General features: G+C 61.7%; 17 protein-coding genes. 8 read left to right on the top strand and 9 right to left on the bottom strand.

Annotation, left to right across the window (positions count from 1 at the left end):
• Positions 1–92: 92 nt before the first annotated feature.
• From ACW9JE_RS06665 to ACW9JE_RS06680, 4 genes are all read right to left on the bottom strand, one after another.
• Positions 93–2,144: a putative bifunctional diguanylate cyclase/phosphodiesterase gene (locus ACW9JE_RS06665; RefSeq protein WP_224536359.1), complete on the bottom strand. Its 2,052-nt coding sequence runs from the start codon at positions 2,142–2,144 to the stop codon at positions 93–95.
• A gap of 847 nt (positions 2,145–2,991) precedes the next feature.
• Complete coding sequence (locus ACW9JE_RS06670) at positions 2,992–3,588, bottom strand: superoxide dismutase (protein ID WP_224536357.1); 597 nt, start codon at positions 3,586–3,588, stop codon at positions 2,992–2,994.
• Positions 3,589–3,798: 210 nt separating this feature from the next.
• Positions 3,799–4,401 (bottom strand): LysE/ArgO family amino acid transporter, encoded by a 603-nt coding sequence (locus tag ACW9JE_RS06675; RefSeq protein ID WP_224536356.1) that lies wholly within the window; start codon positions 4,399–4,401, stop codon positions 3,799–3,801.
• A gap of 5 nt (positions 4,402–4,406) precedes the next feature.
• Complete coding sequence (locus ACW9JE_RS06680) at positions 4,407–4,808, bottom strand: ACT domain-containing protein (RefSeq protein ID WP_224536354.1); 402 nt, start codon at positions 4,806–4,808, stop codon at positions 4,407–4,409.
• A gap of 96 nt (positions 4,809–4,904) precedes the next feature.
• Here ACW9JE_RS06680 and ACW9JE_RS06685 point away from each other — a divergent pair, with 96 nt between their 5' ends.
• The 3 genes from ACW9JE_RS06685 to ACW9JE_RS06695 all read left to right on the top strand — a co-directional run bounded on the left by ACW9JE_RS06685 (position 4,905) and on the right by ACW9JE_RS06695 (position 7,866).
• Positions 4,905–5,804 carry a LysR family transcriptional regulator ArgP gene (locus ACW9JE_RS06685; RefSeq protein ID WP_224536353.1) on the top strand — a complete coding sequence of 300 codons (900 nt, stop codon included), beginning with the start codon at positions 4,905–4,907 and terminating at the stop codon, positions 5,802–5,804.
• An 88-nt stretch (positions 5,805–5,892) separates the two neighbouring features.
• A complete protein-coding gene (locus ACW9JE_RS06690) occupies positions 5,893–6,885 on the top strand; it encodes an NAD-dependent epimerase/dehydratase family protein (protein ID WP_224536351.1) in 993 nt (330 codons plus the stop codon).
• A gap of 105 nt (positions 6,886–6,990) precedes the next feature.
• Complete coding sequence (locus ACW9JE_RS06695; protein ID WP_224536377.1) at positions 6,991–7,866, top strand: ATPase; 876 nt, start codon at positions 6,991–6,993, stop codon at positions 7,864–7,866.
• 122 nt (positions 7,867–7,988) lie between these two features.
• Here the strand turns inward: ACW9JE_RS06695 and ACW9JE_RS06700 are convergent, their stop codons facing one another.
• Both ACW9JE_RS06700 and pobA read right to left on the bottom strand, forming a co-directional pair.
• Positions 7,989–9,506, bottom strand: a complete 1,518-nt coding sequence (locus ACW9JE_RS06700; RefSeq protein ID WP_457432291.1) for an MDR family MFS transporter — start codon at positions 9,504–9,506, stop codon at positions 7,989–7,991.
• A gap of 79 nt (positions 9,507–9,585) precedes the next feature.
• Positions 9,586–10,770 (bottom strand): 4-hydroxybenzoate 3-monooxygenase, encoded by a 1,185-nt coding sequence (pobA, locus tag ACW9JE_RS06705; RefSeq protein ID WP_457432302.1) that lies wholly within the window; start codon positions 10,768–10,770, stop codon positions 9,586–9,588.
• 190 nt (positions 10,771–10,960) lie between these two features.
• Between pobA and ACW9JE_RS06710 the strand changes: the two genes are divergently transcribed.
• Positions 10,961–11,857 (top strand): helix-turn-helix domain-containing protein, encoded by an 897-nt coding sequence (locus ACW9JE_RS06710; protein WP_224536348.1) that lies wholly within the window; start codon positions 10,961–10,963, stop codon positions 11,855–11,857.
• Between the two features lie 20 nt (positions 11,858–11,877).
• Here the strand turns inward: ACW9JE_RS06710 and ACW9JE_RS06715 are convergent, their stop codons facing one another.
• Together ACW9JE_RS06715 and ACW9JE_RS06720 are read right to left on the bottom strand one after the other, a co-directional pair.
• Positions 11,878–12,054: a hypothetical protein gene (locus tag ACW9JE_RS06715; protein WP_170948630.1), complete on the bottom strand. Its 177-nt coding sequence runs from the start codon at positions 12,052–12,054 to the stop codon at positions 11,878–11,880.
• A 249-nt stretch (positions 12,055–12,303) separates the two neighbouring features.
• Positions 12,304–13,209 carry a LysR family transcriptional regulator gene (locus tag ACW9JE_RS06720; protein WP_224536347.1) on the bottom strand — a complete coding sequence of 302 codons (906 nt, stop codon included), beginning with the start codon at positions 13,207–13,209 and terminating at the stop codon, positions 12,304–12,306.
• A gap of 227 nt (positions 13,210–13,436) precedes the next feature.
• On the opposite strand from ACW9JE_RS06720, the gene ACW9JE_RS06725 reads away from it, so the two are divergent.
• Positions 13,437–14,315 carry an MBL fold metallo-hydrolase gene (locus ACW9JE_RS06725; protein ID WP_457432292.1) on the top strand — a complete coding sequence of 293 codons (879 nt, stop codon included), beginning with the start codon at positions 13,437–13,439 and terminating at the stop codon, positions 14,313–14,315.
• A gap of 84 nt (positions 14,316–14,399) precedes the next feature.
• A complete protein-coding gene (locus tag ACW9JE_RS06730; protein WP_457432293.1) occupies positions 14,400–15,014 on the top strand; it encodes an NAD(P)-dependent oxidoreductase in 615 nt (204 codons plus the stop codon).
• Between the two features lie 164 nt (positions 15,015–15,178).
• On the opposite strand, the gene ACW9JE_RS06735 is transcribed toward ACW9JE_RS06730, so the two are convergent.
• Complete coding sequence (locus ACW9JE_RS06735; protein WP_457432294.1) at positions 15,179–16,060, bottom strand: LysR substrate-binding domain-containing protein; 882 nt, start codon at positions 16,058–16,060, stop codon at positions 15,179–15,181.
• Between the two features lie 158 nt (positions 16,061–16,218).
• On the opposite strand from ACW9JE_RS06735, the gene ACW9JE_RS06740 reads away from it, so the two are divergent.
• Positions 16,219–17,856 (top strand): 5-guanidino-2-oxopentanoate decarboxylase, encoded by a 1,638-nt coding sequence (locus ACW9JE_RS06740; RefSeq protein WP_457432295.1) that lies wholly within the window; start codon positions 16,219–16,221, stop codon positions 17,854–17,856.
• Positions 17,853–19,301, top strand: a complete 1,449-nt coding sequence (locus ACW9JE_RS06745) for an aldehyde dehydrogenase family protein (protein ID WP_457432296.1) — start codon at positions 17,853–17,855, stop codon at positions 19,299–19,301. The genes ACW9JE_RS06740 and ACW9JE_RS06745 overlap by 4 nt, the downstream gene beginning before the upstream one ends.
• Positions 19,302–19,456 lie beyond the last annotated feature (155 nt).

Consider the following 19,456-nt stretch of genomic DNA (forward strand, 5'->3'; position numbering starts at 1 on the left):
TGGTGGTCAACGATAACGCTGGGAACCTGAAGCCCCGCGGTGTCCTTGGGTTCATCGCGAGCATGCTCGCTCCTACAGGGGGCGGGGCGGATTTACCAGATCGCGGCATTACTGCGCTGCGCCTGCTTGAGGTAGAGGCTCAGCTCCCGCGAGGACAGCGGTTTGCTGTAGTGATAGCCCTGACCTTCGTGGCAGCCCTCGGAGATGATGTAGGCCTCCTGCTCGGCGGTTTCCACGCCTTCGGCGATCACCTGCATGCCCAGGCTCTTGCCCAGCTGGATGATGGCGCGAACGATGGTCGCGTCATCGTCGTCATCGAGCAGGTCCTGGACGAAGCTCTTGTCGATTTTGATCTTGTCCAGCGGCAGGCTTTTCAGATAGCTCAGTGACGAATAGCCCGTCCCGAAGTCGTCGATCGCGATCAGCGCGCCGGAGCGGCGCAGGCTGAGCAGGTGCTGGGCGGCGGTGCTGATGTCTTCCATCAGGCCGGTTTCGGTGACTTCCAGCTCCAGGCTGCGCGGCGGCAGGCGGTACATCTGCAGCAGGTTGTTGACCACCCGGGGCAGCTCGGCGTGGTGCAGTTGCACGGTGGACAGGTTCACCGCCATGCGCAGGTCGCTGAAGCCCTGGTCATGCCAGTCGCGCAACTGCTTGCAGGCCTGGTCCAGCACCCACTCGCCGATGGCGATGATGGTGCCGTTCTGCTCGGCCAGCGGGATGAACAGATCCGGCGGCACCAGCCCGTGTTCGGGATGCTGCCAGCGAATCAGTGCCTCGACGCCCACTACGCGGTTGTCGCGGTAGCTGATCTGCGGCTGGTAGACGAGGTAGAACTGATCGCGGGTCAGGGCATCGCGCAGGTCTTTTTCCAGTTCGCGACGACGGCGCATTTCGGTGTCGACGCTGGCGATATAGAACTGATAACGGTTGCGCGAGCGGGTCTTGGCCAGGGTCATGGTCTGCTCGGCCTTTTGTAGCAGCTTCTCGGTGCTGTCGCCGTCTTCGGGGAACAGGGTGATGCCGATGGTGGCGCGCAGGCGGATTTCCTGGTGATCGAGGGCGAAGGCCGCTTCCAGGTCATCGAGAATGCTCTGTGCCAGTTCCGCCGCTTCGTAAGGCTGTTCGATATCGGCCTGGACCAGGGCGAACTGGTCGCCACCCAGACGGGCGAGGGCGCCGAGGCGTCCGCTGTGCGCCCGCAGGCGATCGGCCAAGGCCAGCAGCAATTGGTCGCCGGTCTGGTAGCTGAACTGTTCGTTGATGCCCTTGAAGTCATCCAGGCCCACGCACAGCACCGCAACCCGGCGTTGCAGCTTGCCGGCGTCGACGAGGATCTTGTCCAGCTGCGTCTGCAATTGCTGGCGGTTCGGCAGACCGGTCAGAAAATCGTACTGGGCCATGCGCAGCAGGCTGTTTTCCGCTTCGTGGCGCAGGTGGGTGTTGCGTTCGATGGATTCGAGCAACTGATTGGCGGTGTTGATCCAGATGCCCAGTTCGTTCTTTTCGTGGCCTTTGAGCTGCGGAATCTTGTGTTCGCTGGGGCGATCGGGGTTGATTTCGGTCAGGTGCTCGATGATCCGCGACAGCGGTTTGGTCAGCAGCCAGTGATACACCAGATACAGCACCAGGCCCATCGCCATGGCGCGCAGGACGCCGGAAATGAAGATGATCACCGAGCTGACGATGAAACCCTGGCCATAGGTGGCGGTGTCGAGGGTGATGCTCAAGTCGCCGTAATATTCGCTGTAAGGCCCGCGGCCCACCAGTTGGGTGGTGAAGGTGCGTTCCTGGCCGAGGATCAGGTCGGTCAGCCAGCGGCTGTTGGAGTGCTGCAGGTCGCGGGATTTCTGCGCGAGCATGGCTTCGTTGGGATGGCCGATGGAGGCCTGGCGCACGGCGTCGTCCTGGAACAGGCCTTCGATCACCTGCATGCCCATTTCCCGGTCCAGGCTATAGACGGCCTGAGTCGACGGGTCGCGAAACATGTCGAGGATCCGTTCGGCATCGTTGGCGACGGCCTGGCGTGTTTTATAGGCATCGAAGACGATCTGCGCGCAGCTCAAGACCACGCCGACGATCAATGCCGACAGGAGCACGACCCGGAGCAACTTCACCGACAAGCTGTTTTTGAGTTCCAGCTTCAAAGGGTAATTCCTTGTTCCGTGCGGGTAGCATCAAGTTGCCATGAGTATTGGCAATCCCGAGATGGCAGTCAAAGGGTCAATCATCCTTGCGGGATTTTGCCTGCAGCTTGGCCGATATGCTGGATTATTGGTTCGATGGGTACTGTGTCGGTTGTCGAGTCCTTCAACTTGAGGGGGCGGGGAGATAATTTCCTTTAGGTTGATGGTAGACGGGTCTGGGGCTCGGGTGTGTTTTGTTGTGTTCTTTGAATTGGGTGTATATCCGATGCTTCGGTAACGGCCGCTTTCGGTTTCGCCCTGACGGTCGAGTCCCTTTTGGCAAACGCCCCAAAAGGAACCAAAAGGTCTCGCCCCGACGTTCGGTCCCTCGCTGAGGCTCGGGATCCCTTCGCTCCGGCATTCATCCGGGGGCATCGCCTCCGGTTTGCTTCGCTGCACCTCCTCTCGATGTGTGCGGCTTCGCCGCACGGCGCTGCGCGCCTGACCCCCGGATAAACGCCTCCACTCAGCCTGCCGAAGGGCGGGTGGATCAAAATCAAAAGCGCTCGAGGCGAGCTGACACTCGACCTGTTGGTTTTCCGCGTTCTACTGCACGAACCTGTGGGAGCTGGCTTGCCAGCGATGGCGGCCTGGTAGCCGACCTGATCTCGCGGATGTACACCAAACCCCTGTGGGAGCGGGCTTGCTCGCGAAGGCGTCCTGAAAGACGACCTCAATCTTTCGGATGTACCTCGGGCTCCCCTGTGGGAGCGAGCCTGCTCGCGATGGCGGCCGGTCAGATAGCAGATCACTTCCAGCCATAAAAAAACCCGGCATAAAAGCCGGGTTCTTCATCTGGCATTCAAGCTTAGGCCGTGAAGGTTTTGCCTTCGAACTGCTCAGCCACGAATTTCCAGTTGACCAGGTTCCAGAACGCTTCGACGTACTTCGGACGAACGTTGCGGTAGTCGATGTAGTAGGCGTGTTCCCAGACGTCGCAGGTCAGCAGCGGGGTGTCGCCGTTGGTCAGCGGGTTGCCGGCGCCGATGGTGCTGGCCAGGCCCAGGGAGCCGTCAGCTTTCTTCACCAGCCAGCCCCAGCCGGAGCCGAAGGTGCCGATGGAGGTCTTGCTGAATTCTTCCTTGAACTTGTCGAAGGAACCGAAAGCGGCGTTGATGGCTTCAGCCAGTGCGCCGGTTGGTTGACCGCCGGCGTTTGGTGCCAGGCAGTTCCAGTAGAAAGTGTGGTTCCAGACCTGAGCGGCGTTGTTGAAGATACCGCCCGAGGAAGTCTTGACGATTTCTTCCAGGGTCTTGCCTTCGAACTCGGTGCCTGGCACCAGGTTGTTCAGGTTCACGACGTAGGTGTTGTGGTGCTTGTCGTGGTGGAATTCCAGAGTTTCCTTGGAGATGTGCGGCTGCAGTGCATCGTGAGCGTAAGGCAGTGGCGGCAATTCGAAAGCCATGGTGGATCTCCTAATCAGGTCAGGTGCGGTGAGCGCAAGGCCGATCACGGGCGGCCAGACTAGCGCCGGGGAGTTTTGTACTCTTTGCGGCGCAGGGTCGGATCATAGCACCGGGGGTGCGGCATAACCACGCAACAACTGTGTGGAATAGAGGTTCCAGAGCTGTTTGGAATAAAGAGTGGTTTGGAATAAAGAGACGTTGGAAATAAATCAGCCCGCCGTGATCAGCTGCAACGCGACCGCGAACATCATGACCGCCACCAACAGGTCGAGAATGCGCCAGGTACTCGGCCGGGCCAGCCACGGTGCCAGCCACGCGGCGCCCAGTGCCAGGGTGAAGAACCACAGCAACGAAGCAGTTGCGGCGCCGACCACGTAAGCCCCGGGCACCGACTGTTGCGCCCCTAGAGAGCCGATCAGCAGCACCGTATCCAGATAGACATGCGGGTTGAGCAGGGTCACGGCCAACGCGCTGAGCATCACCGCCCGCAGGGAGCGCACTGTCTGGTTTTCACCCTGGTGCAGGCTTTGCCTGGAAAAGGCCCTTCGCAGCGCCTGGCTGCCGTACCAGATCAAAAACACCGCGCCACCCCAACGGGCGACCGCCAGCAAAGTCGGGTTCTGCGCCAGCACCGTGGCCAATCCGAACACCCCGGCGGCCACCAGAATCGCATCGCACATCACGCACAACGCCGCCACCGGCAAGTGATGCTCACGGCGCAGGCTTTGCGCCAGCACGAAGGCGTTCTGCGTGCCGATCGCCATGATCAGGCCGAAGGCCACCAGGAGGCCGTTTACATAGCTTTGCCACATGATAATTACTCCGCATTCGCTGCCAGTTTGCGCAGCACGTCCACGGCGCGTTCGGCGTCGGCCTGGCCGACGAACAGATGGTCGTGGTAATACCCGGCGATCACGTTGCAACTGATGCCGGCCTGGCCCAGCGCCGTGGCGAATGCGGCGGTCAGGCCCACGGCTTCCAGGGCCGAGTGCACGTTCAGGGTGATCCAGGCCGCGACGTAGTCGAAGCTCAAGCCGGCCTGTTCTGCCAGTGAGCGTTCGAGAATGACCGTCAAACCTTCCTGCTCGCGAAAGCTGCCGATGATTTCCAGACCCGCCGGCAACTGCCCGTCGCTCACGGTGCAGAACACGTATTCGCCGGCATTGAGTTGCGGGCTCATGCTGCGCAGCAGCGTTGCCAATGAAGTTTCGCCAGCCATTTGGGTGTTTCCTGTTCGAGAGTTCTTGCTGGCCATTCTCCGGTACAAGGCTGTATAAGAAAAACCAATACTGCTGATCGCTCATTAGGAAAACTGATGTTCGACTATAAATTGCTCTCCGCCCTCGCCGCCGTGGTCGAGCAGGCGGGTTTCGAACGGGCCGCGCAGGTGCTGGGGTTGTCGCAGTCGGCGATTTCCCAGCGGATCAAATTGCTCGAAGCGCGGGTCGGGCAACCGGTGCTGGTGCGGGGCACGCCGCCATCGCCGACGGAAATCGGCCGGCGCCTGCTCAACCACGTGCAGCAGGTGCGCCTGCTCGAACGGGATCTGCAAAGCCTGGTGCCGGCGCTGGATGAAGAAGGGCTGCCCGAGCGCTTGCGCATCGCGCTGAACGCCGACAGCCTGGCGACCTGGTGGGCGCAAGCCATGGGCGACTTTTGCGCCGACCAGCATGTGTTGCTCGACCTGGTCGTGGAAGACCAGACCGTTGGCCTCAAGCGCATGCGCGCCGGTGAAGTGGCGGCCTGCCTGTGTGCCAGCGAGCGCCCGGTGGCCGGCGCACGTAGCGTGTTGCTGGGGGCGATGCGTTACCGCGCACTGGCTAGCCCGGCCTTTATCGAGCGGCATTTTCCGGACGGCGTGCGGGCCGAGCAACTGGCGCGAACCCCGGCGGTGGTTTACGGCCCGGATGATTTTCTACAGCATCGCTACCTGGCCTCCCTCGGCGTCGATGGCGGTTTCGAACACCATTTATGTCCCTCGTCCGAAGGCTTTTTGCGTCTGGCCGAAGCCGGACTCGGCTGGGGACTGGTGCCCGAGTTGCAGGTTCGCGACCAACTGAAAAGCGGCATCTTGCGCGAGCTGTTGCCAGATAAACCGATCGATGTGCCGCTGTACTGGCATCATTGGCGCAATGGCGGGCAGTTGCTCGGGTTACTCACCGATCAATTGCTGCGCGCGACAAAGCAATGGTTGGTGCCCTACGGGCAGCTGTGAGCGTCAAGCTGCAAGCGGCAAGTGAAGGCCTGCGCATCATCATTCAATTTGCAGCTTGTAGCTGTTTCCGTATCCCAAGGAATCGTCCATGAAAATTCTGGTCACCGGCGCAAGCGGCTTCATCGGCGGACGCTTTGCGCGTTTCGCCCTGGAGCAGGGGCTGGATGTGCGGGTCAACGGACGCCGGGCCGAAGCGGTGGAGCATCTGGTGCGCCGTGGCGCCGATTTCGTCCAGGGCGATCTGAGCGATCCGGGGTTTACCCGCGAGCTGTGTGCCGACGTCGAGGCCGTGGTGCATTGCGCAGGAGCCGTAGGGGTGTGGGGGCGTTATCAGGATTTTCACCAGAGCAATGTCGAGGTCACCGAAAACGTGGTCGAAGCCTGCCTGAAGCAGCGGGTCCGGCGGCTGGTGCATCTGTCCTCGCCGTCGATCTATTTCGACGGTCGCGATCATCTGGGCCTGACCGAAGAGCAGGTGCCCAAGCGCTTCAAGCATCCCTATGCCGCGACCAAATACCTGGCCGAGCAGAAGGTCTTCGGTGCTCAGGAGTTCGGTCTGGAAACCCTCGCCCTGCGTCCGCGCTTCGTCACCGGCGCCGGCGACATGAGCATCTTCCCTCGCTTGCTGAAGATGCAGCGCAAAGGGCGCCTGTCGATCGTCGGCAACGGCCTGAACAAGGTCGATTTCACCAGCGTGCAAAACCTCAACGAAGCCCTGCTCAGCAGTCTGCTGGCCAGCGGCTCGGCCCTGGGCCGTGCCTACAACATCAGCAACGGCACGCCGATTCCGCTGTGGGACGTGGTCAATTACGTGATGCGAGCGATGGAAGTGCCGCAGGTCACGCGCTATCGCTCCTACGGCCTGGCCTACTCCGTGGCGGCGCTCAATGAAGGCGCCTGCAAGCTGTGGCCGGGGCGCCCGGAGCCGACGCTGTCGCGCCTGGGCATGCAGGTGATGAACAAAAATTTCACCCTCGACATCAGCCGCGCCCGGCATTATCTGGACTACGACCCGAAGGTCAGCCTGTGGACTGCCCTCGACGAGTTCTGCGCCTGGTGGAAAGCCCAGGCGTTCCGCTGATCGGCCCGACACTGAACCGACTTGGGGGTTGAGGGTCAATCGTTGCGGCGGTTGCGGGGTATACTCACATCACAACGCCATCACCGATTCATAGAGGTTGACTCAATAGCCATGCGTAATGATGCCAACGACGACTTCGATGTACCGAGCCTGCGTGCCGACAGCCTCGATGACGATGATGATTATCCGGTTACCGCGCGCAATTCCGTGCACTCACGGCCGGCACCGGTCGTAAAGGTCAAGGGCGCGAGCACCGGGCCGCTGTGGGCGCTGGTCGGCGCCTTGTTCTTTGCCTTCGCGGGCCTGGCCTGGTGGAGCTTTCAGCAGATCTCGCTGATGGAGCAGCAACTGGTCGCGACCCAGGAAAGTTTCGCGCGGATCAGCGAGGAAGCGGCGGGGCGCTTGCAGGACATTTCCGGCAAGGTGGTCGCCAGCCAGACCAACGTCACCACTGATAGCGAAGCGTTCAAGCTGCAGATCAAACAGCTGGAAACCAGACTGCGTGATCAAGGGCAGCAGCAACAGGGCGTGGCCGGTCAGGCCTCGGATCTGGACAAGAGACTGGCGCAGATGAGCGCGCAGACCAGCGAGCTGGACAAGCGCCTGGCCCAGGCCGCCGCGCAGAACGCCGAACAGCAGGCCGCCAATGCGCAATTGCAGGCCCAGCTCAAAACCGTGACCAGCGAACTGACCGCACTGAAAAATGCCCCGGCGGAGACCGATAAATTCGATGCCCAGCTCAAGAGCCTTGGCGCGGATATCACCGCTCTGAAAAAGCAGGGTAATCCAAGCGCGGCCATCGAGCGCCTGGAGCAGGAAATCGTGGTGCTCAAGAGCGAGCAGGACAACCGCCCGGCGACGCCTCAGGGCTCGACCAACACGGCTGAGTTCGACGCTTTCCGTGGCCAGGTGACCCGCAACATCAACACCCTTCAGGCGCAGATTCAGAATCTGCAGCAGCAGCTGCGCGCCCGGCAGTAGGCTGATCTGCGATCAATCGCTTTCGCGAGCAAGCCCGCTCCCACCTTCGACTCCGTTTCCATGTAAGAGCGCGGTCAAATGTGGGAGCGGGCTTGCTCGCGAATGCAGGCGACTCGCTTTAACTATCGAACCTTGTCTTCCCGCCCCCGCAACATCCTGTTCGGCATCGCCACCGCCGCCGCCAACCCCAGCAACGCCACCCCCGCACTGACCATCAGCAAATGCCGGAAGGTCAGCAGCAGTTCGCCGCGCAAGGCATCCTGCGCATCACCCGGCGCTGCGTTCAGGCCGTCCAGCAGGACATTGCCCGAGTGTCCTTCACCGACCAGCGCCGAGCCGGTCAGGTGGGCGAAGCTCGAATCCTGCAGCAACGCCAGCAACAGCGCCGACATCAACGCCACGCCCACTGCACCGCCCAGAGAGCGGAACAGGTTGGTGGTGCTGGTCGCCACGCCGATGTCCCGTTGATCCACTGAGTTCTGCGCACCCACCAGCGAGGTGGGAAATTGCATGCCCGAAGAAATTCCGCTGAGCAGCATGAACAGACTGCTCAGCAAAAAAGCCTGGGGCGGGCTGAAGGCCATGCCCAGGATCGAGATTGGCATCAGGATCGCTCCGGCGAGAATCTGCGGCTTGTAGCGACCGGTCACGGAAGTTCGACGCCCGGCGAAATAAGCACCGATCGGCAGTCCCATCGCCAGCGGCAGCAGATGCAGGGCCGCACTGTCGGCACCGGCGCCGGTGACGCTCTGAAAGCGCAGTGGCATCAACACGATCAACGAAATCGCCTGGAAACTGGTGAAGAAAATCGTGCACCAGCATAGAAGGGCGTTGCTATTGGCGAACAAGTGCATCGGCAGCAACGGCTCCCGTGCTCGACGCTCATGCCTGACGAAAACAGCCAGCACCACCACCGCACAGGCAAACAGCCCCAGCACTTCACTGCTGCGCCATGAATGCCCCTGTCCGACTTGAGTGATACCGAGCAGCAGGGCGGTCAGGCCAATGATCATCAGCAGCGTGCCGAGGTAATCGATGATCGGTTTGCGCTGTGGAATCGGCAGACCCACCAGATTGCGTCGCGCCACCCAATACGCACCCAGCCCCAGCGGCAGGTTGATCAGAAACACCCAGCGCCAGGACAGGTATTCGGTCATGTAGCCGCCCAGGACCGGCCCGGCCACACTGGCCACTGCGTACATGCTGCTGAAATAACCCTGATAGCGACCCCGTTCCCGCGGTGGCACGATGTCGCCGATGATCGCCTGGCTGACGGAAATCATCCCGCCGGCGCCGATACCCTGGAATATCCGCGCCAGCACCAGTTGCTCCATGTTCTGAGCCAGGCCACAGAACAACGAGGCCAGGGTGAACAGGCCCATGCCGAACAGCATCAACTTGCGCCGCCCGTACAGGTCGCCCAGCTTGCCGTAGATCGGCACCGCCACCGTCATCGCCACCATGTAGCCGGAAATCACCCAGGCCAGCAGGCTGACATCCTTGAACTGCGCGGAAATGGCCGGCATCGACACGGCGACGATGGTCTGGTCCAGGGCACCGAGAAAAATCGCCATCATCAGCGCGATCAACACACTGCGGATGGCGGGCTTGGGCGTTTCGGGGTGGTTGAGATTGGTCACGGGAGAACCTGCGGGCAGTGAGAGTCCCGCACGGGGCACGGGCGAGCGGGGATGCTCGCCAGTGTAAGTCGGTAGCAGGCTATTCGATAGCCTCATAAGGAAGCCCGACGTAATTTTCTGCAATAGTTTTTCTGCCGGCTTCGGAGTCGATGAAGTATTCCAGTTCCGACTCGGCAATGCGCTGGCTGAAGGCGTCGTGCTCCTCGAAGCGGTGCAACATCGAGGTCATCCACCAGGAAAACCGTTCAGCTTTCCACACTCGGCGCAGGCAGATTTCAGAGTATTTCTCGAGCAGATCGACACGGCCTTCGCGGTAAACCTTCAACAGGATATTGAACAGCGTGCTGACGTCGCTCGCCGCCAGGTTCAAGCCCTTGGCACCCGTGGGCGGGACAATGTGCGCGGCGTCGCCGACCAGGAACATGCGCCCGTACTGCATGGGCTCGACCACAAAGCTGCGCAGCGGCGCGATGCTTTTTTCGATGGACGGTCCGGTCACCAGATTGTCCGCCAGCGGTTGCGGCAGGCGGGTCTTGAGTTCATCCCAGAAGCGCTGATCGGACCAGTCTTCGGCCTTCTCCTCGGCAGGGACTTGCAGGTAGTAACGGGTGCGTGTGGCCGAACGCATGCTGCACAGTGCGAAACCCCGTTCGTGGCGGGCGTAGACCAGTTCGTCGTGGACCGGCGGGGTGTCAGCCAGAATCCCCAGCCAGCCAAAGGGGTAGACCCGTTCGAAGACCTTCAGGCACTCGGCGGGAATCGACTGCCGCGCCACGCCGTGGAAACCGTCGCAGCCGGCGATGTAGTCGCAATCCAGGCGATACAACTCGCCGTCCTTCTCGAAGGTGACGAAAGGTTCTTCGGTTTTCATGCCATGGGGCACGACGTTGGCGGCCTGGTAAATCGTCTTCGCGCCGGCCTCCCGACGAGCGGCCATCAGGTCCCGGGTGACTTCGGTCTGGCCGTAGATCATCACGGTCCTGCCGTCGGTGAGTGCTTGCAGATCGATGTGTACGCGACGACCATCGAGGGCCAGTTCGAAGCCGCCGTGGACCAGTCCTTCGGCGTCCATGCGCTGACTCACACGAGCCTCACGCAACAGCTCTACCATGCCCTGTTCGAGGACCCCGGCACGGATGCGACCGAGTACATAGTCGGGTGTCTGGCGTTCGAGGATCAGGGTGTCGATGCCGGCGTTGTGCAGCAACTGACCGAGCAGAAGTCCGGATGGACCGGCGCCGATAATGACAACTTGAGTTTTCAGCGTTTTCATTATTTTTATGTCTCGCAAGCTTTACACCACCTGGGTCGGTGAGTGTTTTTTGTGGATCGAGTGCTTGCATTTTTCACTTGCGAGTCTGTCAATTGAAGGTGAAAACTGAGCCGATACCTGTACATTCTGCCAATCGGTGCGATTATCGCCCGTCATCAACTCCGAGGCCTGGATTGAAGTGATGAACAAGCCTGACCTGCCTTCGATTCCAGTGTTCAAGCTCTACGGTGAAAGCCTGGATTGGCCGACCCCCGACTTGCTGCACTGTGAAACCATCTCCAAACGCAGCCGCGAACATCAATGGGAAATCAAACCTCACCGCCACGCCGATTTGTGCCAGTTGCTCTTCGTATTCAAAGGTCAGGCAGAGCTTGAAATCGAAGGCAAACGTACGCATCTGACGGAACCGGCGATCCAGATCCTGCCACCGCTGTCGGTGCACGGATTCCGTTTTTCAGAAGACGTCGAAGGTTTTGTGGTGACCCTGGCCGCGCCCCTGATCGCTCACCTGCAGGCGCAGCTCGGGCATTCGGTGAATGCGCTGGCCCATGCCGAGAGCTATCCGGCCGCGCAGGACGCCGATTACCTGCATAGCCTGTTCGCCGCCCTGCAAGCCGAGTACACCAGCCATCAGCCGGCGCGGGACATGCTCATGCATTCTCTGGTCAGCGTAATCATGGTCTGGGTCAGCCGCCAGGTGATCCAGCGCCATACCGCCAACCAGCGTCCGCAGCGGGCGAGGGAATACCTCAACGGTTTCATTCAACTGGTGGAAGAGACTTACCGTCAACACGTCAAGGTCGAGGATCTGGCCCATCGACTGGGTATTTCCGTGTCGCACCTCAATGGCACGTGTCGCGAACTGGCGGGGCAGCCGGCCTTGCAGATCATGCACGAACGGCAATTGCTGGAGGCCAAGCGCTTGCTTACCTACACCAGCATGACGATCTATGAAATGTCCGACCTGTTGGGCTTTTCCGATCCGACCAACTTCACGCGCCTGTTCCGGCGCCGTGTCGGTATCTCGCCCAAAGCATTCCGCGACCGCTTGAAGGCCGATCAGGACAACCCGAGCTGAAGCGATCTTCGAAAGATCGTTCAGCGCAGGGCGTTAAGGGTGGCGTTGTGGGGAATGCAACGCTCGAAATTGCAGCTGGCGTAGTCACGGGGCAGGTTGCGCAACTGCTCGACGCGCCAGGCTGCCGCGCCATAAAGCCCGAGCGTGACCGCGCAGGTGATGAAAATGGCGAGGTACCTTCTTGTTCTGATGTTCATGGCGTAGACCTCTGAACGAATACCCTTGGGTATTACCTTGAGCATAGGTCAGGGGCGGCGAGTTGCCAGTGTGTTGGGGGTGTGCATGTGACGCGGTATTCAGAACACTGATGAACCCTGTGGGACCACTTTGTGGGAGCGGGCTTGCTCGCGAATGCGGTGGGTCAGTCAACAAAAAGGTTGAATGTCATGCCGCCACCTCGGGCAAACCCGCTCCCACAGGGGATGTGTTCCCACAGGCGGATGTGTTTACAGGCCGGCATCCCAAGCAGGCTCTTCGGGAAATCTCTCCACCAGAAAATCCAGCAAGCTGCGCAACGCCGCCGGCATGTGCTTGCGCGAGGCATACACCGCATACACGTTCATCTGCCGTGGTTCGGCTTGCGGCAGCAGGCGCACCAGTTCGCCGCTGTGGATATGCACCCCGGCCTGATAGGTCGGCAGCATCGCCACGCCGGCCCCGGCCATCGCCGCGCGCAGCAGGGTGCTGGCTTCGTTGGCGCTGATGTTGCCCTGCACCGGCACCGAAACCTGCTCGCCGTCCTGTTCGAAATGCCACAGGCTCTTGCCGAAGTAGGAATGGGTCAGGCAGTTGTGCCTACTCAGGTCCTCGACCCTTTGCAGTGCCGGGTGCTCGCGCAGGTAGGCGGGTGAGGCGCAGATCACCGAACGACACACGGTCAGGCGCCGGGCGATCAGGTTGGGGTCCAGTTCGGTGCTGGTGCGAATCGCCAGATCGATGCGCTCATCCACCAGGTTCACCGTGCGATCGATCATCTGCATGTCGATGCTGACACCGGGATAACGCTTCACATAAGCAGCCATGGCATCGGCCAGTTGCGCCTGGCCGAACGAGGTGCTGACGCTGATGCGCAACTGGCCGCGCGGCGCATCCTCCGGTTCGCTGACCGCAGCCTGCAAATCGTTGCACAACTCCAGCATCTGCCGGCAACGGGGCAGGGTTTCGCTGCCGGCGGCGGTCAGGCTCAACTTGCGCGTAGTGCGATGCATCAGGCGTGCGCCGACCCAGTCTTCCAGCTCCGCCAGATAGCGAGACACCACCGGCCGAGACAGCTCCAGATGCTCGGCGGCGGCCGACTGGCTACCCAGGTCGACCACCGTGACGAACACCCGCATTGCTTGTAGACGATCCATGATTTGCCCGATTTCAGAAATAAACTATGTCTGAGCATCGCATTTTTTGTATCGATCCGGGCAACTAAGCTCTGCCTCATTCCCCGATCCTGTAGGAGCGAGCACGCTCGCGAAGGTCGTGAACGATGACGCTGGCAGCCTGACACCCAGCGGTGTTCTCGGGTGCATCGCGAGCATGCTCGCTCCTACAGGGGGAGTGGCGATCTTCTTGGACTACGGAGCAACAAATGATCGGAATCTCTTCTATCAAGCGTATTTTGCTGACTGCAGCGGCCCTGGCTTTCGCCGCCCACGCCAGCGCATCGACGCTGACCCTGGACGTCTATAACCCCGGCGAAAAGGCGATCTTCCCGGTGACCTCGGTGCTAGTCAGCGGCGACAAGGACGCGATCCTGGTGGACGCGCAATTCGGCAAATCCCAGGCCGAGCAGTTGGTGGAGAGAATCCGCGCCAGCGGCAAGCAACTGACCACCATCTACATCAGCCATGGCGATCCCGATTACTACTTCGGCCTCGACACCCTGACCGCCGCATTCCCCAAGGCCAAGGTGCTGGCCTCGCAGCCGACCGTCGACCACATCAAGCACACCGTCGACGGCAAGCTGGCGTTCTGGGGGCCGAAAATGGGCGCCGATGTGCCGACCAAAACCATCGTGCCCGAGGTGCTCGAGGGCGACAGCCTGATGCTCGAAGGGCAGAAGTTGCAGGTGGTGGGGCTCGAGGGCAAACAGCCGGATCGCAGCTTCGTGTGGATTCCGTCGATCAAGGCGGTGCTCGGCGGTGTGGTGGTGGCAGAAAACATCCACGTGTGGATGGCCGACACCCAGACACCGCAGTCCCATGTCGACTGGTTGGCTACGCTGCATTCCATCGAAACCCTGAAGCCGACAACCGTCGTGCCCGGTCATTACCTCGGTAACAGCGCCCGTTCCCTGGTGGCCGTGCAGTTCACCGCGGATTACATCAAGGCGTTCGATGAAGAAACTGCCAAGGCCAAGGATTCCGCGGCGCTGATCGCGGCCATGAAAAAGCGCTATCCGAAATTGGGCGAAGAAAGCTCTCTGGAGCTGAGCGCCAAAGTCGCGAAGGGCGAGATGAAGTGGTAACCCGCTGTTGCCCTTGATCTGTGTAGAAGCAGCCTTCGGCAGCTCCTACACAAGCAATCGATGTTCAATCCACTGGAGAGAGTCATGAGCAAAATCGCAATCATCGGTGCCACCGGCCGTGCCGGCAGCCAACTGCTGGAAGAAGCCCTGCGTCGCGGTCACAGTGTCACCGCCATCGCCCGTGATCCGTCGAAGATCGGTCAGCGTGCAGGCGTGGTCAGCAAGGCGGTCGATGCGCTGGATGGCGCCGCGTTGCAAGCAGCCGTCGCCGGGCATGACGTGGTCATCAGCGCAGCGCATTTCGCCACGCTGCCCGCCAGCGCCGTGATCGGGCCGGTGAAGGCCGCCGGGGTCAAACGCCTGCTGGTGGTGGGCGGTGCCGGGTCACTGTTGCTGCCCGACGGCACGCGGGTGATCGACAGCGAAGGCTTCCCCGAGGCCTACAAGGCCGAGGCGGGCGCGGGGGCGGTGTTCCTGGAGAACCTGCGTCAGGAAAGGGATCTGGACTGGACCTTTGTGTCGCCGTCGGCGGAGTTTGTCGAGGGTGAACGCACCGGGACATTCCGGGTCGGGAAGGATGATTTGCTGGTGAGCAGCCAAGGGCGCAGCTGGATCACTTTTGCCGATTATGCGATCGCGATGCTGGATGAAATCGAAGCGCCGAAGCACTCGCGTCAGCGTTTCACTGTCGGTTACTGAAAACACCGGACAGGGCGCATCTGATACCCCGTGTCATCGTTAAAGACCATCGCGGGCAAGCCACGCTCCCACAAGGTTTTGTGTCGAATGAAAAATGTGTGACCGGCGCAAAACCTGTGGGAGCGGGCTTGCCCGCGATGACGGCCTGACAGGCAAAGCACCATTCACCGTGCCTGAGCCTGCTCCACCAACCACCCCATCAATTCCCGCAATTTCGGCGACGGTGCAGGTTTTTCCGGGAAGACCAGGTAATACGCCAATCCGGTTTTCACCTTCAAATCGAAAGGCATGACCAGCCGCCCGGCACTCAGGTCATCGCCGATCAGCGACCAGTCGCCAATCGCCACGCCGGTGCCCTGGGACGCCATCGACATGGCCAGGTCCAGGGTTTCGAAATGCTGACCCTTGCTGACGTTGGTCAGGTGTACATCCGCCGCCTTGAGCCAGGCCTTCCAGTCCCGTTCATCGCGAGTGGGGTGCAGCAGCAGGTGCTGTTGCAAGTCATCCGGCGTCTGCAAGGCGAGCGACCCTTCGAGCATCGGCCGCGAGCACACGGGCGTCAGTTGCTCATCGAACAGCAGTTGCGACTCCAGCGCACTGTCGGGCGGGGCGCCATACATCACCGCAGCATCGAATTGCTCGCGATGAAAATCGACCCCGTGCTTGACCGTGGTGGTCAGTTCCACCGGCACGTCCGGCCGCTCCTTTTGCCATTGCAGCAAGCGCGGCAACAGCCAGCGCATGACGCAGGTTGGGGCCTTGAGTTGCAGGGTTTCGCGCTTCTCGCCGACCTGTTCCACGGCCTCGTCGATCAGGCCGAAAATCTGCTGTACCCGCGGTAGCCAATCCTTGCCTTCGGCGGTCAGGTCCAGTCCACGGGCCTGACGAACGAACAATTCATAACCGAGAAAATCTTCCAGCCCGGCGATTTGTCGGCTCACTGCGCCCTGGGTGATGTGCAGCTGTTCGGCGGCCCGGGTGAAGTTGCAGCACTGCGCGGTAATCAGAAAGGTGTGCAGCGCCGGCAGGGGAGGCAGTCGTTTCATTGGTATCCAAGGTATGACGTGAGGACATGGCTAGTATGACTTTTTATCCATTGTTAGGGCTACGTGCCGCCCGTTCAATGAGGCCATCCCTGGACCTGCCAATTCATCATAAACACTGCGCAGGTCCGGCGTCTCAAACGAACAAGAAGGGCATACAGATGGCGACGTGCGGCGAAGTATTGGTCAAGTTACTCGAAGGTTACGGAGTCGAGCAGGTGTTCGGCATTCCGGGTGTGCATACCGTCGAGCTGTACCGCGGGCTGGCCCGTTCGAGCATCAACCACGTCACCCCGCGTCACGAACAGGGCGCCGGCTTCATGGCCGACGGTTATGCCCGCACCAGTGGCAAGCCGGGTGTGTGCTTCATCATCACCGGCCCTGGCATGACCAACATCACCACCGCGATGGGTCAGGCCTACGCCGACTCGATCCCGATGCTGGTGATCTCCAGCGTGCAGACGCGCAATCAATTGGGCGGCGGTCGCGGCAAGCTGCACGAACTGCCGAACCAGAGCGCACTGTGTGCCGGTGTCGCCGCGTTCTCCCACACCCTGATGTCGGCCTCGGAACTGCCGGGTGTGCTGGCCCGCGCCTTCGCCCTGTTCCAGGCCGGTCGTCCGCGTCCGGTGCACATCGAGATTCCACTGGACGTGCTGGTTGAGGAGGCCGACGACCTGCTGGACAGCCTGCCGGTCAACATCGACCGCGCCGGTGCCGCGCCATCTGCCGTGAGCCGCATGACCGAGCTACTGGCCGGCGCTCAGCGTCCCCTGATCCTCGCCGGTGGCGGTGCCATCGATGCGGCGGCCGAGCTGACCGAACTGGCCGAGCTGCTGGACGCTCCGGTGGCACTGACCATCAACGCCAAGGGCATGCTCGAATCCGCTCACCCGCTGCTGATCGGCTCCACCCAGAGCCTGGTCGCGACCCGCGCGCTGGTGGCCGAAGCCGACGTGGTCCTGGCCATCGGCACCGAGCTGGCCGAGACCGATTACGACGTGACCTTCGCCGGCGGTTTCGAGATTCCCGGCAAGCTGCTGCGCATCGACATCGACCCGGACCAGACCGTGCGCAACTACCCGCCGCACGTCGCGTTGGTCGCCGATTCGCGCAACGCCGCCCAGGCCTTGCTCAGCGCTTTGTCGCACAAATCCCTGGCCGAACGCCGCAACGATTGGGGCCAGGTACGCGCCGCCCGTCTGCGTGACGAACTGGCCGCCAACTGGGATGCGCCGACCCTGGCCCAGACCCGTTTTCTGGAAACCGTCTTGCACGAATTGCCGGACGCGGTCTTCGTCGGCGATTCGACTCAACCGGTGTACACCGGCAACCTGACCTTCAACCCGGAGCGTCCGCGCCGCTGGTTCAACTCGTCCACCGGCTACGGCACCCTGGGCTACGCCTTGCCGGCGGCGATTGGTGCCTGGCTCGGCGGCAGCGTTGAAAACGGCGCGCGTCCACCGGTGGTCTGCCTGATCGGTGACGGCGGCCTGCAATTTACCCTGCCGGAACTGGCCAGCGCCGTCGAAGCCCGCACCCCGGTGATCGTCCTGCTGTGGAATAACCAGGGCTACGAAGAGATCAAGAAGTACATGGTCAACCGCGCCATCGAGCCGGTGGGCGTCGACATCTACACCCCGGATTTCATCGGTGTGGCCAAGGCATTGGGGTGCGCCGCAGAAGCGGTCGGCAGCGTCGACACGTTGCGCAGCGCCCTGCGTGCCGCCACTGATCGCCAGGGCCCGACCCTGATCGAAATCGACCAGGCGACCTGGACCCAGGCGGTGTCGAAATGAGTTTTCCTACGACGCTGGATGGCCTGTACATCGACGGCAAATGGTCCGCCGGCAGCGAACACCTGCGGGTGATCAATCCGGCCACCGAAGCGCTGTTGACCACCGTCGTCGGCGGTGATGAACAAGCGGTCGAGCAGGCCGTCAGCGCGGCGACCCGGGCTTTTGCCGGCTGGTCGAAAACCACAGGTGCCGAGCGCGGCGCGATCCTGCGCAAGATCGCCGCGGGTGTTGCGGCCAATCGCGAACAGTTGATGCACCTGCAGTCGTGCAACAACGGCAAACCGCAATTCGAAGCGGCCATCGACGTCGATGACGTGATCGCCACCTTCGAGTACTACGCAGGTCTGGCCGAAGGGCTGGATGCGAAACAGGACAGCAACGTCGAACTGCCGAGCGATGACTTCAGCGCCCGCCTGCGCCGCGAACCTTGCGGTGTGGTCGGCCTGATCGTGCCGTGGAATTTTCCGATGGTCACCACCGCCTGGAAACTTGCCCCGGCCCTCGCCGCCGGCTGCTGCGTGGTACTCAAGCCTTCGGAAGTGACGCCGCTGCCGGAGCTGGAACTGGCAAGGATCATCGCGCAAGCCGGTTTGCCTGCCGGTGTCTTCAACCTGGTCTGCGGTACTGGCCTGGCCGTGGGCGCGCCGCTGTCAGCGGACCCGCGCCTTGCCAAGATTTCCTTCACCGGCAGCAACGCGGTGGGCGTGCAGGTGATGCAGCGCGCAGCGGAAACCGTCAAGGGCGTGAGCCTGGAATTGGGCGGTAAATCCTCGCTGCTGGTGTTGGCCGATGCCGATATCGAACTGGCGGTGGAAGTGGCCTGCGGTGGCGGTTTTTTCAACGCCGGGCAGATGTGTTCCGCCACCAGCCGCGTACTGGTCGCCGATGAATTGGCCGATGAATTCATGACCCGTCTGAAGGCCCGCGCCGAAGCGATTCGCGTGGCCGACCCGTTCGATCCGAACGTGGAGATGGGCGCGCTGGTGAACCAGGCGCAGTACCAGCGGGTGCTCGGTCACATCGATCTCGGCCTGAGTGCCGGGGCGAAACTGATATGCGGCGGCAACCGTCCCGTGGATTTGCCGCGCGGATATTTTTTGCAGCCGACGGTCTTCACCGACGTGCCTCTGGACAGTGCGCTGTGGTGCGAAGAGATCTTCGGCCCGGTGATTTGCGTGCGCCGTTTCAGCTCCGAAGCCGAGGCGATTGCTCTGGCCAACGACAGCGAGTTCGGTCTGGTCGCCAGTGTGGTCAGCGGCAATGCAGAGACGGCCGATCGCGTCGCCAATGCCTTGCAGGCGGGCCTGGTGTGGATCAACGCACCGCAGGTGATCTTCCCGCAGACCGCCTGGGGTGGTTACAAGCAGAGCAGCATCGGCCGCGAATTGGGGCCGTGGGGCTTGCAGGCGTTCCAGGAGATCAAGCACGTGGTGCGCGCCGTCTGACGGCGCCTCTCGCTCCCACAGGCATGCACTGTAGTCATGGCTCCAATGAGTTTTTATCGATAGTCAGGTGTTTTGCACGACCTCAGGATGAACCCGCCGGCTCAGCCACAGCCCCCATGAACTGGGGCTGAAGAGGCTGATCCGACGCACAGATG

The organism is Pseudomonas sp. SDO55104_S430 (assembly GCF_054070595.1).

What these genes read in the sequence shown, in the direction of transcription:
- ACW9JE_RS06710 (WP_224536348.1), top strand. Translation starts at nt 10,961, where the DNA reads ATGAACAAGCCTGACCTGCCTTCGATTCCAGTGTTCAAGCTCTACGGT.
- ACW9JE_RS06735 (WP_457432294.1), bottom strand. Translation starts at nt 16,060, where the DNA reads ATGAAACGACTGCCTCCCCTGCCGGCGCTGCACACCTTTCTGATTACC.
- ACW9JE_RS06690 (WP_224536351.1), top strand. Translation starts at nt 5,893, where the DNA reads ATGAAAATTCTGGTCACCGGCGCAAGCGGCTTCATCGGCGGACGCTTT.
- ACW9JE_RS06725 (WP_457432292.1), top strand. Translation starts at nt 13,437, where the DNA reads ATGATCGGAATCTCTTCTATCAAGCGTATTTTGCTGACTGCAGCGGCC.
- ACW9JE_RS06685 (WP_224536353.1), top strand. Translation starts at nt 4,905, where the DNA reads ATGTTCGACTATAAATTGCTCTCCGCCCTCGCCGCCGTGGTCGAGCAG.
- ACW9JE_RS06745 (WP_457432296.1), top strand. Translation starts at nt 17,853, where the DNA reads ATGAGTTTTCCTACGACGCTGGATGGCCTGTACATCGACGGCAAATGG.
- ACW9JE_RS06675 (WP_224536356.1), bottom strand. Translation starts at nt 4,401, where the DNA reads ATGTGGCAAAGCTATGTAAACGGCCTCCTGGTGGCCTTCGGCCTGATC.
- ACW9JE_RS06670 (WP_224536357.1), bottom strand. Translation starts at nt 3,588, where the DNA reads ATGGCTTTCGAATTGCCGCCACTGCCTTACGCTCACGATGCACTGCAG.
- ACW9JE_RS06740 (WP_457432295.1), top strand. Translation starts at nt 16,219, where the DNA reads ATGGCGACGTGCGGCGAAGTATTGGTCAAGTTACTCGAAGGTTACGGA.
- ACW9JE_RS06720 (WP_224536347.1), bottom strand. Translation starts at nt 13,209, where the DNA reads ATGGATCGTCTACAAGCAATGCGGGTGTTCGTCACGGTGGTCGACCTG.
- ACW9JE_RS06715 (WP_170948630.1), bottom strand. Translation starts at nt 12,054, where the DNA reads ATGAACATCAGAACAAGAAGGTACCTCGCCATTTTCATCACCTGCGCG.
- ACW9JE_RS06730 (WP_457432293.1), top strand. Translation starts at nt 14,400, where the DNA reads ATGAGCAAAATCGCAATCATCGGTGCCACCGGCCGTGCCGGCAGCCAA.
- ACW9JE_RS06680 (WP_224536354.1), bottom strand. Translation starts at nt 4,808, where the DNA reads ATGGCTGGCGAAACTTCATTGGCAACGCTGCTGCGCAGCATGAGCCCG.